Origin of the sequence: Streptomyces sp. BE20, from assembly GCF_036322525.1 — a bacterium.
Taxonomy (GTDB): Bacteria; Actinomycetota; Actinomycetes; order Streptomycetales; family Streptomycetaceae; genus Kitasatospora.
Map to the genome: position 1 here is coordinate 1 of NZ_JAQYWW010000857.1, position 15,452 is coordinate 15,452.

Genomic DNA, 15,452 nt, shown 5'->3' on the forward strand with positions numbered 1-15,452 from the left:
CACGACCCCGTCGCCGCCGCCTACGCCGACCGCGTCGTCTTCCTCGCCGACGGCCGCATCGTCGACGAACTCCACCAGCCCACCGCCGACACCGTCCTGGACCGCATGCGCCGCTTCGACGCCAAGGGCCGCACCAGCTGACACCGCGACAGCCGACCGCCCCCTCACCGACCCCAGGACACCCGGGAAACCCCATGTATCGCACCGCACTGCGCAACGTGCTGGCCCACAAGGGCCGACTGCTGATGACGGCGCTCGCCGTCATGCTCGGCACCGCCTTCGTCGCCGGCACCATGGTCTTCTCCGACACCTTCGGCAAGGCCATGCGGGACAGCAACTCCAAGAGCTACTCGGACGTGGCGGTCCAGGTCGTCGACAACTCCGCCGGAGCCACCGCCAGCGCCCGGGAGAAGAGCGAGAAGAGCCCGGCGACCCTGACCGACGCGACCGTCCAGCAGCTCGCCGCGCTGCCCGGCGCCGCCTCGGCCCGCGGCGTGGTGAGCGGCTTCACCGGCGTCGCCGACAAGGACGGCACCCTGATCGGCCAGGCCTGGTCGGCCAAGGGCGGCAACTTCGCGCCCGGTCCGGACGGCAAGGACACCCGGTACCCGATGGTCGAGGGCCAGGGCCCGAAGACGGCCAAGGAGATCGCCCTCGACCGGAAGACCGCCGACAAGGCCGGCTACAAGGTCGGCGACACCGTCCGGGTCGGCTCCAACGGCCCGGTCGTCGAGGCGAAGCTCACCGGCGTCTTCACCACCGACGACCCGGTGGTCAACACCGGCGGCACGCTCACCCTGTTCGACCGCGCCACCGCCCAGCAGCTGCTGCTGGAGCCCGGCCGCTACAGCGGCATCGTGCTCACCGCGAAGCCCGGCACCACCCAGGACGCCCTGCTCTCCCAGGTCGACGAGAAGCTCAAGCCCGGCCAGCAGATCGAGGTCCGCACCGGCGAGCAGCTCAAGGCCGAGGAGGAGCGGATGATCGCCCGCGGCACGGACAGCATGCGCACGATGCTGCTGGCGTTCGCCGCGATCTCGCTCTTCGTCGGCATCTTCATCATCGCCAACACCTTCACCATGCTGGTCGCCCAGCGCACCAAGGAGCTGGCCCTGCTCCGCGCGATCGGCGCCAGCCGCAAGCAGGTCACCCGGTCCGTCCTGGTCGAGGCCCTGGCGATCGGCACCGTGTCGGCGCTGGCCGGCCTGGTCGCCGGTGTCGGCATCGGCGCCGGGATGCAGTCCCTGATCGCCTCGCTGGACGACGGCATGCCGACCGGTTCGCTGGTCGTCAAGCCGCTGACCGTCGCGGTCACCCTGGTCGTCGGCGTCCTGGTCACGGTGCTCTCCGCCCTGATGCCCGCCATGCGCGCCTCCCGGATCGCCCCGGTCGCCGCGATGAGCAGCGGCGACCAGCCGGCCTCCCAGAAGTCGCTGGTGGTCCGGAACGTGATCGGCTCGCTGCTGGCCGCCGGTGGCATGGCGCTGGTCGCCTTCGGCGCGGCCAAGGGCAACTCCGACGGCCGGATCCCGGTCGCGATCGGCGCCGTGCTCGCCGTCCTCGGCGTCTTCATCCTGCTGCCGCTGCTCTCCCGCCCGGTGATCGCGCTGGTCGGCCCGGTCCTCGGCCGGCTGTTCGGCATGCCGGGCAAGCTGGCCCGGCAGAACGCGGTGCGCAACCCGCGCCGCACCGCGGCCACCGCGGCCGCGCTCACCATCGGCATGACCCTGGTCACCGGGCTGACGGTGATCGGCGCCTCGGTCTCCGACACGCTCGACAGGGCCGTCACCAGCTCGATGAAGGCCGACTTCCTGGTCTCGGCCGCCAACGGCATGAGCCTGTCCGACAAGGTCCCGGGCGAGATCGCCAAGGCCCCGGGCGTGACCGCCTCCTCGCCGCTGACCACCGTCTACTGGGAGCTCAACGGCACCTCCAAGGCGATCACCGGCCTGAACGCGGACACCTTCGACAAGCTGGTGTCCGTCGAGCTGAAGAGCGGCTCCGTCGCGGCCGTCGGCAAGGGACAGCTGCTGGTCGACGAGGACGTCGCGAAGAAGCTCGGCGTCACCACCGGCTCGACGATGAACGTCACCTTCCCCGACGAGACCACCGGCACCCTGACCGTCGGCGGCGTCTACACCAAGGGCGGCCTGCTGGGCCCGGTCATGCTGGCCAACAGCGAGATCGTCAAGCACGAGCCGCAGCCGTACCTGAACAACGTCCTGGTCAAGGGCGCCGACGGGGAGAGCGACAGCCTCAAGCAGTCGCTGAAGAGCGCCACCGGCGCCAACCCGGTGATCGAGGTCAAGTCCAAGCAGGACGTCCGTGACGACTTCAGCCAGATCATCACCTTCGCGCTGAACATGATGTACGGCCTGCTGGCGATGTCCGTGATCGTCGCGATCCTCGGGGTCATCAACACCCTCGCGATGTCGGTCTTCGAGCGGAAGCGCGAGATCGGCATGCTGCGGGCGATCGGCCTGGACCGCGGCGGCATCAAGCGGATGGTCCGCCTGGAGTCCGTGGTGATCTCGGTCTTCGGCGCCGGCATCGGCGTCCTGCTCGGCGCCTTCATGGCCTGGGCGATCAACGGCACGCTGAAGTCCAACCTGCAGGGCCTGACCACGGTCCTCCCGTTCGGCCAGCTGCTGATCTTCCTGGTGCTGGCCGGCCTGGTCGGCCTGGTCGCCGCCTTCTGGCCCGCCCGCCGGGCGTCCAAGCTGGACATCCTCGCCAGCATCAAGACGGACTGACCCCGGGCCGGTTCGGCACCGGACACGGAAAGGCCCCCGCCAGAGGGTTCGGCGGGGGCCTTCTCGTACTTCTCGTACTCCGCCCGACTCGCACAGCCGGCTGAGCACCACGGAGGTCGTGGTCCGGCAACGCTGCCGGGCGGAGGGCCTCCGACTCATACCCCGGTGCTCCCACACCGGGGTCCGCAGTCGCCTACTTGCTGCCGGCGAGCTCCTTGTCGGCAGCAGGCTTGGCAGCCTCGGCGGGCTTGGCGGCCTCGACCGGCTTGGGCGCGGGCGCCGCGGCCTCCTGGAACGCCTCGAACGGCTTCTCCATCTGCGACAGGCCGACGGCCTCGCGCTTCAGGAAGACGGCCAGGGTCCAGTCGGTGAAGACGCGGACCTTGCGGTTCATGGTGGGGACCATGGCGCCGTGGTACAGGCGGTGGAACCACCAGGCCGGACGGCCCTTCAGCTTGTACTTGCCGAAGAGGATCGCCACGCCCTTGTGCAGGCCGAGACCGGCGACCGCACCCAGGTTCTTGTGCTTGTACTCCTGCTGCGGGAACCCACGCATGCCGGAGATGACGTTGTCACCGAGGACGGCGGCCTGGCGGACGGCGTGCTGCGCGTTCGGCGGGCACCAGGCACCCTCGCCGGCGGCGAGGTCCGGCACCTGGGCGTTGTCGCCGGCGGCCCAGACGTAGTCGAAGCCCTGGACCTGCAGGGTCGGCGCGGTGTCGACGTGGCCGCGGGGGCCCAGCGGCAGACCGAACTCGGCCAGCACCGGGTTCGGCTTCACGCCGGCGGTCCACACGATGGTGGAGGCGTCCGCCTCGACGCCGTTCTTCAGCACGACGTGCTGGTCGACGCAGGAGTCCATCGAGGTCTCGATGTAGATCTCGATCTGACGCTCTTCGAGCTTCTCCTTGGTCCACAGACCGAGGTCCGGGCCCATCTCCGGGAGGATGCGGTTGGCCGCCTCCACCAGGATGAAGCGCATGTCGTCGCGGCTGACCGTCTTGTAGATCTTGGCGGCGTCGCGCGCCATGTCCTCGATCTCGGCGATCGTCTCGACGCCGGCGAAGCCGCCGCCGACGACGACGAAGGTCAGCGCCTTGCGGCGGATCGCCTCGTCGGTGGTGGACTCGGCCTTGTCCAGCTGCGCCATGACGTGGTTGCGGAGGCTGATGGCCTCCTCCACGGTCTTCATGCCGATGCCGTGCTCCGCCAGACCCGGGATCGGGAAGGTGCGGGAGACCGAGCCGGTCGCGACGACCAGGTACTCGAAGGGCAGCTCGTACGAGTCGCCGGCCGCGGGCTGGATGGTGGCGACCTTACGGGCGTGGTCCACACCGGTGACCGCACCGGTGAGCACCTCCGCCTGCTTGAGGGCGCTGCGCAGCGGCGCGACGAGGTTGCGGGGCGCGACGTTGCCGCCGGCCGCCTCGGGGAGGAAGGGCAGGTACGTCATGTACGACCGCGGGTCGACGACCGTGACGGTCGCTTCGCCGTAACGCATCTTCTTGAGGATGCGCATCGCGGCATACAGGCCGACGTAACCACCGCCGACAATGAGGATGCGAGGACGCTCCGTGGTGCTCATATCCGAAAGTATCCAGCACCGTTCGGAGCAGCCTTCGTGAGCCCGCTCACAAGCTTCTGGACACCCCGTGCTACACTTCGCGCCCCCAAAATCGCTTCCCGGTCGACTCCTCGCGGCCCGTCCGGCCCCCCCGTGAGCACGTCCGTTCGAACGGCCCCGCTGAGCAGCAACGATCCGTACGGGGCCCGGGTTCCCCCACAGGATTTCGATTTTCAAACCTCTGGCGGGACGGGACCTGCGATCCAGCGGCTGTCATGCCGGGCGGGCCTTCGGTCCCACATATCGGACGGACCGGGCCCGTCCCCGGGGCGAATGACGGGATCTCCATGTGAAGAAATTCACGAACTTTCCCGCACGGCCCCGGGCGCGCCCCGGCCCCGGCACCCGCAACGGGGTGCCGGGGCCGGGAAAACGGCGTGGCAGGGGGGGCGGGGCCCGGTCAGGAAACGATGCTCCAGGCGATCCCGTCCAGGATGTCGTGCTCGCTGACGACCACCTCGGCGGCGCCGGTCCGCTCCATGATCTCCAGCAGTTCCAGCGCTCCGGCGGCGATCACGTCCACCCGGCCCGGATGCATCGACGGGATGGCCGCCCGCTCCGCGTGGGTGGCGTGCAGCAGCCGCTCGGCGATCGCGGCCACCTCGGCGCGGCTCATCCGCGAGTGGTGGATCGCCTCGGAGTCGTACCGGGGGAGGTCCTGGGCGATGGCCGAGAGGGTGGTCACCGTGCCCGCCAGGCCGACCAGGGTGGCCGCACCGGTCAGCGGGACGCTCTCCGCCGCCCGGTCCAGCTCGGCCCGGACGTGCGCCCGCGCCTCCTCGACCTGCTCCGCCGAGGGCAGCTCGGCGCCGCCGAAGTGCCGCTCGGTCAGCCGGACGCAGCCGATGTCCACCGAACGCGCGGCCCGCACGTCCTCGTCCCCGAGCACGAACTCGGTCGAGCCGCCCCCCAGGTCGAAGACCAGGTACGGCGCCGGGAACTGACCGCCGGTGAACTCCTTGGTGGCGCCGACGAACGAGAGGTGCGCCTCCTCCTCGCCGCTGACGACCTCGGGCTCCACGCCCAGGACGGCACGCACACCCTCGATGTACTCGGCGCTGTTCTCGGCGTCCCGGGAGGCGCTGGTCGCCACGAAGCGGATCCGCCCGGGGTCCACCCCGAAGCCGGACACGATCTCCGCGTACTCCCGGCAGGCCGCGAAGGTGCGGGCCAGCGCGTCCGGGTGCAGTCGGCCGGTCCGGTCCACGCCCTGGCCCAGCCGGTTGATCACCATCCGCCGGTCGAGGTCGGTGATCGCGCCGGTCTCCGGGTCGAGGTCGGCGACGAGCAGCCGGATCGAGTTGGTGCCGCAGTCGATCGCGGCGACCCTGGTGACGGTCACGCGCCGTCCTCCCCGGCCTCCTGGGAGGCCCGCTTGGCGGCGCGCTCGGCGGTCTTCTGCTCCTTGGCCGCGATCACGGCCGCGTCGTCCTTCGCCTTGGCCCGGTTGCGGGCCACCCGCTCACCGGCTGCGGTGACCTCGGCGGGGGAGACGCACGGGCCCTTGGCCCACCAGTCCTCCAGCAGGCCGATCGCCTCGTCGCCGAGCGGGTTGACGCCCTCGCCGGCCGCCAGCGAGTGGCCGACCAGGACGTGCAGGCACTTGACCCGGTCCGGCATGCCGCCGGCGCTGGGGAAGCCCTCCAGCACCTCGATGGCGTCGCGCCGGGCGATGTAGTCCTCGTGCGCCTTCCGGTAGGCGGCGGCCAGCTCCGGGTTCTCGGCCAGCCGGGCGCTCTGCTCCTTCATCACGCCGTCCGCCTCCAGGGTGCCGATCAGCGAGGCGGCCTTGGGGCAGGTCAGGTAGTACAGGGTCGGGAACGGCGTGCCGTCCGGCAACCGGGGGGCCGTCTCCACGACGTCCGGGTTGCCGCAGGGACAGCGGTGGGCCACGCCGCGCAGGCCGCGCGGGACCCGGCCGAGCTGCGCGGCGATGGCCGCGACGTCCTCGTCGGAGACGGTGGGGTGGTTCTCAGTGGTCATGGGAGGAGCTGTCTCCAGCGGGGGCGGGGGCGGGTGGTGAGGGAGGGGCGGAGGCGGCGGCCGGGGCGGCGGCAGGGGCTGCGGCGGCGTCCACCGAGTCCCAGATGCCGGCGTACCAGGGCCTGGCCGCCTTGGCCGGCCCGGTGGCCGGGCCCTGTGCGGGCGGCGGCGCGCCGACGGACGACCTGGTCGCCTCCCCGGCGGCCGGGTCCACCGCGATGTACGGGGTCTCCCCCGGCATCGCGTAGTGCAGCCGGGCGCGGGCCTGCACCTTGACGTACTCGGGGTCCTGCCAGCGGGCCTTCTCCCGGCGGAGCTGCTCGACCTGCTGCCGGGCGTGCTCGGCCTTGGCCCGCTGGGAGGAGATCTCGGAACGCTGCGAGATGAACTGCCGCGTCGGGTACGCCAGGATCGCCACCAGCGAGCAGAGCACCAGCACGAGGACGGTCGCCCGGCTCGTGAACCGAGGCCGGGCCGCCAAGCCCGGGATCCTCCAGCCTGCCATCTCCGGTGTCCCCTCCTGGTCGCGACGGTGCCCCGCCGTCCACCCTACGGGGTGAACAGGCGGGGCACCGGCGGGAGCTGTGTGTGTCAGCCCTCGTACTTGAACCGCGGGAAGGCGCCGCGGCCGGCGTACTCGGCGGCGTCGTCGAGGATCTCCTCGATGCGCAGCAGCTGGTTGTACTTGGCGACGCGCTCGGAGCGGGCCGGGGCACCGGTCTTGATCTGGCCGCAGTTGGTCGCGACGGCCAGGTCGGCGATGGTGACGTCCTCGGTCTCGCCGGAGCGGTGCGACATCATGCAGCGGTAGCCGTTGCGCTGGGCCAGCTCGACGGCGTCCAGGGTCTCGGTCAGCGAGCCGATCTGGTTCACCTTCACCAGCAGCGCGTTGGCGGTGCCGGTCTCGATGCCACGGGCCAGGCGGGCCGGGTTGGTGACGAACAGGTCGTCGCCGACGATCTGGACCTTGTCGCCCAGCTTGTCGGTCATGGCCTTCCAGCCGTCCCAGTCCGACTCGTCCAGCGGGTCCTCGATGGAGACCAGCGGGTAGGCGGCGACCAGGCCGGCGTAGTACTCGATGAGCTCGGCGGAGGTGAGCGCCTTGCCCTCGAACTGGTAGGCGCCGTCCTCGTAGAACTCGGAGGAGGCGACGTCCAGCGCCAGCGCGACGTCCTTGCCCGGCACGTAGCCGGCCTTCTGGATCGCCTCGACGATGAGGTCCAGGGCCTCGCGGTTGGAGTCCAGGTTCGGGGCGAAGCCGCCCTCGTCGCCCAGGCCGGTGGAGAGGCCGCGCTCCTTCAGCACACCCTTGAGGGTGTGGTAGACCTCGACGCCCCAGCGGACGGCCTCGGAGAAGGACTCCGCGCCGATCGGAGCGATCATGAACTCCTGGATGTCGACGTTGGAGTCCGCGTGCGAGCCGCCGTTGAGGATGTTCATCATCGGGACCGGCAGGACGTGCGCGTTCGGGCCGCCCAGGTAGCGGAACAGCGGCAGGTCGCTGGCCTCGGAGGCGGCGTGCGCGACGGCCAGCGAGACGCCCAGGATGGCGTTGGCGCCGAGCGAGGACTTGTCCGGGGTGGCGTCCAGGTCGAGCATGGCCTGGTCGATCAGGCGCTGCTCGGTGGCGTCGTAGCCGACGAGCTCCGGGCCGATCTGCTCGATGACGGCCAGGACGGCCTTCTCCACGCCCTTGCCGAAGTAGCGGTTCTTGTCACCGTCGCGGAGCTCCAGCGCCTCGAAGGCGCCGGTGGAGGCACCCGACGGGACAGCGGCGCGGCCGGTGCTGCCGTCGTCGAGGCCCACCTCGACCTCGACCGTGGGGTTGCCACGCGAGTCGAGAATCTCACGGGCTACGACGACATCGATGGACGGCACGAGGCATCTCCTAGCGGAAACAGGTTCGGCTGACGGTGGGTGCTGTCGGCCGGACGATTGCGGAGTCGTTACGACCAGAGCCTAACCGCACGGGCTCTCCGGGCCACGTCGGCCCGGGTCCCGTCTCAGCGTGTGGCACGGCTACCCGCCGGTAGTTCACCTGGTTGCCCCACGGAAGGGGGCCGGATCGGGACGAAGGGGCCGGACCCGGTCGAACCCGGCCCCCCTCGCGATCCACCGGCGAAACGGCATCAGCCGAGGGTGAGCACCTGGCCGGGGACGATCAGGTCGGGGTCGCCGCCGACGGTGCCGCGGTTGCCGTCGTAGAGCGCCTGCCAGCCGCCGGAGACACCCTGGCCGGCGGCGATGCCGGCGAGCGTGTCGCCCGCCCGGACGGTGTAGCCGTGGCCCGCGGCCTGCTGGGCGGCCGGGGCGCTCTGGGCGGCGGCCGGACGGGCGTCCTGGACCGCGGCCTGACCGGCGTACTGCTGGTAGACGCTCTGGTGGCTGGTCCAGTACCAGCCGCCGTTGTTCTCGTACCAGAACACCTTCGCGTCGGCGTCCCAGCCGGACGTGCCGGAGAAGGACGGGGCCTGCCCGTACTGCTGCACCTGCGGCCGGTCCTGCTGGGCCTGCGACGTCGGCGCGGCGTGCTTCGGGGCCTGCTTGGCCGCCTGGGCCGGCTTCTCCTGCTGGGCCGACTTCGGCGCGGCGTGCTTCGGCGCGTTGGTCTGCGGGGCGGTGGTCTGCGGCTCGCTCGGCTGGGTGGCGGCCTGCGGGACGGCCGGCTTGGCGTCCGCCGAGGTGTCGACCGCCGCCGGGGCGCCGCCCTTGCTCAGGCCCGCCTTCTTGGAGCAGACCGGCCAGGCGCCCGGCCCCTGCGAGGCGAGGACCTTCTCGGCCACCGAGATCTGCTGCGCCTTGGAGGCCTGGTTGGCCTGCGGCGCGTACGAGGTGCCGCCGAACGCCTTCCAGGTGCTGGGCGTGAACTGCAGGCCGCCGTAGAAGCCGTTGCCGGTGTTGATGCTCCAGTTGCCGCCGGCCTCGCACTGGGCGACCGCGTCCCAGGTGGAGACCGGGGCGGCGGAGGCACCGGTGGCGCTGAGGATCGGCAGGGCCAGCCCGACACCGGCGACGCCGGCGACGGCGATGGCCTTCTCGGTCTGGGTACGACGACGATGACGGCCGGTTCCGACGAACAGCATGAAGAGGTCCCTCTCCGCACGCCTGCGAGGTGAGCTGTCGGGTTCGGACCGGGAGGTGGCCCGGCCGCGCGAGGCGGCTTCACCCCAAGCCGTGGGGGACGGCAACAAACCTGGTTCCCCCGCCCCTGCCCAGGGTCTGGTCGGTTTCCCGGGGCACGACGGGCAGGACTCGGCGTTCCGTGCTCGGGGCTCGCAGCTGCGAACTCCACGGAGAGTAGACAGATCTGTAGAGCAATCACAAGCTCATATCGTCGGTATCACACGGAAATCACGTCAGGTGATGGATCGCCCACCAACGGGGGCGCTATGTCCGGGTTGGTGACGGTTCAATTCGCCGTCCCGCCTGGTCGGAGACCTTCCGTCAGCGTGTCGCGGGTCGCCTCACCCATCGGACGGAGCACCGGACGACTGCCCGGAAGAGGCCCTTTCGGGCATCTTCTCGGGGGTGAATTCCACGGGAAGTTCACGAAGTCCACGCATGATCAGACCACCGCGCCACCGCAGGTTCTCCGGGCTCTCGGCGAGCCGCAGGTCGGGCAGCCGGGAGAGCAGCGTGGTCAGCGCGGACCGCCCCTCCAACCGGGCCAGCGGGGCGCCGATGCAGTAGTGGATGCCATGCCCGAAGCCCAGGTGCGGGTTGTCCGCGCGGGCCAGGTCGAGGGTGTTCTCGTCGGCGAACCGCGCCGGGTCCCGGTCCGCCGCCGCGAGCACGACCAGCACCGGGTCCCCGGCCGGGATCAGCACCCCGCCGATGGTCAGCGGGCTGGTCGCGAACCGCCACGTCGCCAGCTCCACCGGCCCGTCGTAGCGCAGGAGTTCCTCGATCCCGGTCTCCAACAGACCGCTCTCGCCACGGGCGATCGACTCCTGGAGCAGGGCGCGCTGGCCGGGATTGCGCAGCAGCGCGTACGTGCCATTGCCGATCAGGTTCACGGTCGTCTCGAACCCGGCGAAGAGCAGGATGAAGGCCATCGCCGCGGCCTCGTTCTCGGTGAGGTGCTCGCCGTGGTCACCGGCCCGGATCAGGCCGGAGATCAGGTCGTCCCCGAGGTCCGCCCGCTTGCGGTGGATCAGCTCCGCCAGGTACTCGCGCATCCGCTTCACCGCGCGCCCCACACCGCCGCGCCGGCCACCGCCGTGCCGGATCATCATCCCGGCCCAGTCCCGGAAGTCGTCCTGGTCCTCGGCGGGCACCCCGAGCATGTCGCAGATCGCGTAGATGGGGAGCGGGAAGGCGAACTCGTGGATCAGGTCGGCGCTCCCGCGCTCCGCGAACCCGTCGATCAGCCGGTCGGTCAGCTGCTGCACCCGGGGCTCGAAGGCCGCCACCCGGCGCGGCGTGAACGCCTTCGACACCAGACGGCGGAGCCGGGTGTGGTCCGGCGGATCGATGTTCAGCAGGTGCGTCATCAGGTCGGCCTGGCGCTCGCCCGGGATGCCGACCCGGCCGGTGCGGTGCGCCTGCTCGCTGTGGTTCGCCGGGTTCTTGGAGAGCCGGCCGTCCGCCAGCGCCTGCCGGGCGTCCGCGTACCGCGTCACCAGCCACGCCTCCACGCCGCTCGGCAGGGTGGTGCGGTGCACCGGCTCGTGCTCGCGCAGCCACGCGTACGCCGGGTACGGGTCGGCGGCGAAGTCCCAGGTGAAGAGCGGAGGGCGGGCGGAGGCGGGCTGGACTGGCATGGAACGACGGTATCCCGGGTGCAAGTCGGACACGACAGGCGTGAGTCTGGTCACCTGAGGGGTATTCCCTGTTGCGGAGGGTCAGGACGTGCCTACGATCCTCCGCAAGATGTCCGTGGGCGCCGGTGCGGGGCCGCCCACAGGGAGGAGCAACACCATGCGGGACACCGGTTCGGTCGTCGTGATCGCGGTACTCCACGGCGGGTCGGGGGCCGACCTCGCCCGCAGGTTCACCGCCGCCGGAGCAGCCGGGATCCTCATCGCCGACCAGCAGGTCGGCATCGCCGAGGACCTCGCCACCGAGCTCGACCGGCCGGGCTGCCCGGTCGTCGGCGTCTGCGGCGACATCCGCCGCCCCAGCGACGTCGCCGCCCTCGTCGACACCGCCGAGAAGCACCTCGGCCCGATCGACCTGTTCTGCGTGGCCGGACCGGACGGCGAGCGGATCGTGTCGCTCGCCGACCTGCCCGACCACCTCGACCTGGAGCGGCTCGCCGAACTGGTCGCGCTGGTCGGCGAGGCGATCGGCGAGGTCGTCCCGGCGCAGCGGCGGCCGGCGAAGGACGTCGCGCGGGTCTGACCCGCGGTGGCGGGCCGGGCGCCCCGGTCCGCCGCGCGGGTGGCCCGGGCGGCTCCGACTACTCCGGCTGCTCCGGCTGCTCGGGCTGCTCCGACTGCTCGGGCTTGAGGCCCTCGGCCGCGCGGACCGCGTCCCGGTAGCCGCGTGCCGCCGCCCGCAGCGCGGCGTCCACGTCCACCCCCGCGTCGTGCGCGCGCTGCGCCACCGCGAGCAGCAGTCCGCCCGCCGATTCCGGCGTGAGCTCCGCGGGCAGCTCGTACGGCTCGTCCGACACGCCCGCGAACCCGGACCGGCGCACCCGCGACACCAGCTTCGCCGCGTACGCCAGCGACGGCAGCCCGGCCGGCACGCCGTCCAGCACCGACTCGCGCTCCGACTTCTCGGCGGCCTTCAGCGTCTCCCAGTTCGCCTCCACCTCGGCGGCGCCCGTCGCCTCGGCGTCCCCGAACACGTGCGGGTGCCGGTACATCAGCTTCTCGACGATGTCGCCCGCCACGTCGTCCACCGAGAAGGGGTCGGTGGGGTGCTCCTCGGCGATGCGGGAGTGGAAGAACACCTGGAGCAGGACGTCTCCGAGCTCCTCGCGGAGCGTGTCGCGGTCCCCCTCCTCGATCGCCTCGACCAGCTCGTAGGCCTCCTCGACCAGGTACTTCACCAGGCTGGCGTGGGTCTGCTCGGCGTCCCACGGGCAGCCGCCCGGCGAGCGGAGGCGGTCCATCACGGAGGCCAGGTCCAGCAGGCGGGCGCCCGGCAGGTCGTACGAGCCCGGCAGCACCTCGATCTCCGGCACCTCGCCCGCGTGCTCCACCGCGAGGCGCGCCAGCGCGTCGGTCAGCCCCGGGTCCCCGTCCGGACCACCCAGCCAGACCGTCGGGCCCTCCCCGGCCGGCTGCCCGGTCAGGAGCCTGGCCAGCGACGGCGCGGAGCCGGCCGGCACGACCTCCACCTCGACGCCGGCCTGTCGTACGGGGGCGAGCTGCGGATGCCCGGCGTCCCCCGCCAGCACCCGCCCCGCCGACCGCAGGGCCTCCCACGCGGACCAGGACAGCAGCCCGGGGGCCACCCGGTGGGTGGTGGTGAGGAGGATCAGCTTCGCGCCCGGAGGATTCGTCGTCACATCCCCGAACCTACCCGGCGCCGTCGTCTCCCCGCTCGCGGGTTTCGGCGCCCGGCCGCCCGGGAGTGCCTGCCGCCGTCCGCCGCTCCGCACCCCGCCCGCGCCGCCCGGAGCGGTCAGCGCGCGAGCCAGGGGTGGGCGGCGGGGGCGAGGCCGACGCGGTCCGGGTCCCAGGTGCCGTACCGGGGGTTGACCCGCAGGTGGAGGGCGACGGCGGCGGCGGCCAGGGCCCGGCGGACCGCCCTGTCTCCCGTCGGGGTGCCGGCGTCCTGGCCGGCGGCCGCGGCGAGGCGGTGGATCCCCAGCCGGCGGCGGAGGTGGTCGTCGATCGCCCCGCCCGGCACGCCCAGCCCGGCGAGCGCCCCGGCCAGCGGTTCCGCGCCGCCGTGACGCACCTCCTCCGCCGCGCGGGCCGCCGCCACCTCGGCCGCACCGACCGCCGGCCCCCGGTCGGCCACCGCCCGGGCCACCACCGCGTCGAGCACCAGATCGGTGACGGCCCGCCTGACCAGTCCGTCCGACTCCTGCCGGGCATCGGCCGACGCGCCGCCGGACACGTGCCGCAGTGCGGCCACCCGCGCCTCCACCGCCCCGACCGGGATCCGCCGGCCGTCCAGCACCGCCGCGGTGCCCGCCGTCAGCCCGGCGTTCCCGCACGCGGACAGGCCCGCAACGGCCAGCAGGGCACCGGCGACGGCGGTCCGACGACGGTGCATGGCGATCTCCGGGAGGCTTCCGTGGCTACGGGGGAAGGCGCGCGGCGGGGTCGGGGCTGGGCGGCGAGGGGGCGGCCGGGCGTTCCTCCCGAGCCTAGGCCGGGGCGGGCGGCCAGGCGCGGACCGTGGCCCGAACGGGTCACACGGGGCGGCGCGGGCTTCGGTCCTCGTGTCTCGGGCCTCGGCCTCGGCTTCGGGCGTAAACCCTGACGATCGTCCAGGTCGCCGTCTGCCTTTCGGGTCAGGTCGTGGCCCACCTGCTGCTCCTACCGTCCCGATCATGTCGAAAACGGTCAGGAACAACGCTGCCGGGAGGCGGGCGGCCGAGCGCCGGGCAACCGGGAGCGGTCGGGCATCGGGCGGTCGGGCATCGGGCGGGCGGACGAGGAACGGACGGAGGGCGGGAGCACGGACAGCAGGACGGACGACGGGTCTGCGGGTGACCCTCGCCGTGGCGCTTCCGGCGGCAGGGGCCTGTCTGGTCGGCCTGCTGGCCCCCGCGCACGGGGGTGGGGAAGGACCGGTCCGGGTGGTCGCCGGCGCGTCCGCCACCGGCTACCGGCGGGTGGTGGAGGCCGTCGCCGACGCGCCGCGCCCGGCGGCCGAGCTGGTGGAGCCCGCGACCGAGGCCGGACTGCTGGTGCTGGGCCTGTTGCTGGCGCTCGGCTGGTGGACGGCGCGGGGGCGACGGGACGCCCGCACGGTCGCGGGGGTGGTGCTCACCGGCCTCGGGACGGTGCTCGCATACGGGGCGAGCGAGGTGCTGAAGACCGTGATCGACGAGGAGCGGCCCTGCCGCGCGCTGGTCGGGCTCCCGGCCACCGTGCTCGCGGACTGCCCTCCGCCCGGCGACTGGTCGTTCCCCAGCAACCACGCGACCCTGGCCGTCTCGCTGGCCACCGGCCTCGTGCTGCTGAGCCCGCGCCGGGCCTGGTTGGTCGTCCCGGTCGGCCTCGGGACGGCGGCGCTGCGGGTGGCGGCCGGCGTGCACTACCCGCACGACGTGGTCGCGGGGGCCGCTCTCGGCGGAACGGTCACGGCCGCGCTGGTCGTCGCGCTGCTGCCCTCGGCGACGGCGCTGGTCGAGTCGCAGAACGGCGTCCGGCCGCTCGGGCCGCTGCTGCTGGCCCGGGCCGCGACGCCGGCCGCCGCGCCGGGTCCGGACACGGGCCCGGCGGCGGGGTCAGGCTCCGGAGGCCGCGGTCAGGCCGGCCTCGTGGGCGAGGACGGCCGCGGCCGCCCGGTTGGCCACCCCCAGCCGCGCCAGGACGGAGCTCACGTGGGCCTTCACCGTCCCCTCCACCACACCGATCCGGCGGGCGATCTGGCCGTTCGACAACCCGGCCGCGACCAGCGCCAGGACGTCCCGCTCCCGGGCCGTGAGTCCGGCCACCTGTTCACGGGCGGCGGCACGCCGGTCGGCAGGCCCGCCGGACCCGGCGGCGGCGAGGTGGGCCACGACCCGGGCGGCCACCCGGGGTGAGAGGTAGGCCGCGCCGTCCGCCACCGCCCGGACGCCGGCGATCAGCTCCTCCGGTTCGCCCGACTTGATCAGGAACCCGTTGGCGCCGCTGCCGAGGGCCCGCAGGATGTAGTCGTCCTCGCCGAAGGTCGTCAGCATGACGATCCCGGTCGCGGACCCGGTCCGGGTGGTCACGGCCGTCCGGCGGATCTCGGCGGCGGCGGTGATGCCGTCGGTACCGGGCATCCGGATGTCCAGCACGGCGACGTCCGGCCGGTGCCGCCGCACCAGCTCGACCACCTCCCGGCCGTCCCCGGTCTCGGCGACGATCTCGATCCCCGGGTCGGTCGTGAGCACCGCCCGCACACCGGCCCGCACCATCGGCTCGTCGTCCGCGATCACCACCCGGATCGGCAGACCGGTCGTGGCCGGCTCCGGGCCGCTCATCCGGCGC

General features: G+C 72.9%; 12 protein-coding genes, 2 pseudogenes and 1 riboswitch. Of the genes and pseudogenes, 4 read left to right on the forward strand and 10 right to left on the reverse strand.

Annotated features, from left to right (window positions below):
- Both PUR61_RS18390 and PUR61_RS18395 read left to right on the forward strand, forming a co-directional pair.
- A pseudogene (locus PUR61_RS18390) lies at window positions 1-141 on the forward strand (ABC transporter ATP-binding protein); the annotation flags it as partial.
- 53 nt (window positions 142-194) lie between these two features.
- Entirely contained in the window at window positions 195-2,753 is a 2,559-nt protein-coding gene (locus tag PUR61_RS18395; protein WP_329879989.1) for an ABC transporter permease, read from the forward strand.
- A 193-nt stretch (window positions 2,754-2,946) separates the two neighbouring features.
- Here the strand turns inward: PUR61_RS18395 and PUR61_RS18400 are convergent, their stop codons facing one another.
- From PUR61_RS18400 to PUR61_RS18430, 7 genes are all read right to left on the reverse strand, one after another.
- Window positions 2,947-4,338, reverse strand: a complete 1,392-nt coding sequence (locus PUR61_RS18400; protein WP_329879990.1) for an NAD(P)/FAD-dependent oxidoreductase — start codon at window positions 4,336-4,338, stop codon at window positions 2,947-2,949.
- Between the two features lie 439 nt (window positions 4,339-4,777).
- On the reverse strand, window positions 4,778-5,719 hold the full coding sequence (locus tag PUR61_RS18405; RefSeq protein ID WP_329879991.1) for a Ppx/GppA phosphatase family protein: 942 nt from the start codon (window positions 5,717-5,719) through the stop codon (window positions 4,778-4,780).
- On the reverse strand, window positions 5,716-6,378 hold the full coding sequence (locus PUR61_RS18410; protein ID WP_443035194.1) for a DUF501 domain-containing protein: 663 nt from the start codon (window positions 6,376-6,378) through the stop codon (window positions 5,716-5,718). Before PUR61_RS18410 ends, PUR61_RS18405 begins: the two co-directional genes overlap by 4 nt.
- On the reverse strand, window positions 6,350-6,841 hold the full coding sequence (locus PUR61_RS18415; protein WP_329879993.1) for an FtsB family cell division protein: 492 nt from the start codon (window positions 6,839-6,841) through the stop codon (window positions 6,350-6,352). Before PUR61_RS18415 ends, PUR61_RS18410 begins: the two co-directional genes overlap by 29 nt.
- Window positions 6,842-6,951: 110 nt before the next feature.
- Window positions 6,952-8,238 carry a phosphopyruvate hydratase gene (gene eno, locus PUR61_RS18420; protein WP_329879994.1) on the reverse strand — a complete coding sequence of 429 codons (1,287 nt, stop codon included), beginning with the start codon at window positions 8,236-8,238 and terminating at the stop codon, window positions 6,952-6,954.
- Window positions 8,239-8,489: 251 nt separating this feature from the next.
- Entirely contained in the window at window positions 8,490-9,443 is a 954-nt protein-coding gene (locus PUR61_RS18425) for a LysM peptidoglycan-binding domain-containing protein (protein ID WP_329879995.1), read from the reverse strand.
- Between the two features lie 5 nt (window positions 9,444-9,448).
- Window positions 9,449-9,595, reverse strand: a riboswitch (cyclic di-AMP (ydaO/yuaA leader).
- 229 nt (window positions 9,596-9,824) lie between these two features.
- On the reverse strand, window positions 9,825-11,123 hold the full coding sequence (locus PUR61_RS18430; protein WP_329879997.1) for a cytochrome P450 family protein: 1,299 nt from the start codon (window positions 11,121-11,123) through the stop codon (window positions 9,825-9,827).
- A gap of 157 nt (window positions 11,124-11,280) precedes the next feature.
- On the opposite strand from PUR61_RS18430, the gene PUR61_RS18435 reads away from it, so the two are divergent.
- The gene (locus PUR61_RS18435) at window positions 11,281-11,703 is read left to right on the forward strand and encodes an SDR family NAD(P)-dependent oxidoreductase (protein WP_329879998.1); all 423 of its coding nucleotides are present in this window, start codon (window positions 11,281-11,283) and stop codon (window positions 11,701-11,703) included.
- Between the two features lie 58 nt (window positions 11,704-11,761).
- On the opposite strand, the gene PUR61_RS18440 is transcribed toward PUR61_RS18435, so the two are convergent.
- Window positions 11,762-12,820 carry a MazG family protein gene (locus PUR61_RS18440; RefSeq protein WP_329879999.1) on the reverse strand — a complete coding sequence of 353 codons (1,059 nt, stop codon included), beginning with the start codon at window positions 12,818-12,820 and terminating at the stop codon, window positions 11,762-11,764.
- 116 nt (window positions 12,821-12,936) lie between these two features.
- The gene (locus PUR61_RS18445) at window positions 12,937-13,536 is read right to left on the reverse strand and encodes a hypothetical protein (RefSeq protein ID WP_329880001.1); all 600 of its coding nucleotides are present in this window, start codon (window positions 13,534-13,536) and stop codon (window positions 12,937-12,939) included.
- A 280-nt stretch (window positions 13,537-13,816) separates the two neighbouring features.
- On the opposite strand from PUR61_RS18445, the pseudogene PUR61_RS18450 reads away from it, so the two are divergent.
- Window positions 13,817-14,530: pseudogene (locus tag PUR61_RS18450) on the forward strand (phosphatase PAP2 family protein); the annotation flags it as partial.
- A 189-nt stretch (window positions 14,531-14,719) separates the two neighbouring features.
- Here PUR61_RS18450 and PUR61_RS18455 read toward each other — a convergent pair.
- Window positions 14,720-15,445: a response regulator transcription factor gene (locus PUR61_RS18455; RefSeq protein ID WP_329880002.1), complete on the reverse strand. Its 726-nt coding sequence runs from the start codon at window positions 15,443-15,445 to the stop codon at window positions 14,720-14,722.
- Window positions 15,446-15,452: the final 7 nt, after the last annotated feature.

Excerpts from the sequence above, each read along its gene's own strand:
- PUR61_RS18395 (WP_329879989.1), top strand. The coding sequence starts at position 195 with ATGTATCGCACCGCACTGCGCAACGTGCTGGCCCACAAGGGCCGACTG.
- PUR61_RS18400 (WP_329879990.1), bottom strand. The coding sequence starts at position 4,338 with ATGAGCACCACGGAGCGTCCTCGCATCCTCATTGTCGGCGGTGGTTAC.
- PUR61_RS18425 (WP_329879995.1), bottom strand. The coding sequence starts at position 9,443 with ATGCTGTTCGTCGGAACCGGCCGTCATCGTCGTCGTACCCAGACCGAG.
- PUR61_RS18430 (WP_329879997.1), bottom strand. The coding sequence starts at position 11,123 with ATGCCAGTCCAGCCCGCCTCCGCCCGCCCTCCGCTCTTCACCTGGGAC.
- PUR61_RS18435 (WP_329879998.1), top strand. The coding sequence starts at position 11,281 with ATGCGGGACACCGGTTCGGTCGTCGTGATCGCGGTACTCCACGGCGGG.
- PUR61_RS18445 (WP_329880001.1), bottom strand. The coding sequence starts at position 13,536 with ATGCACCGTCGTCGGACCGCCGTCGCCGGTGCCCTGCTGGCCGTTGCG.
- PUR61_RS18455 (WP_329880002.1), bottom strand. The coding sequence starts at position 15,445 with ATGAGCGGCCCGGAGCCGGCCACGACCGGTCTGCCGATCCGGGTGGTG.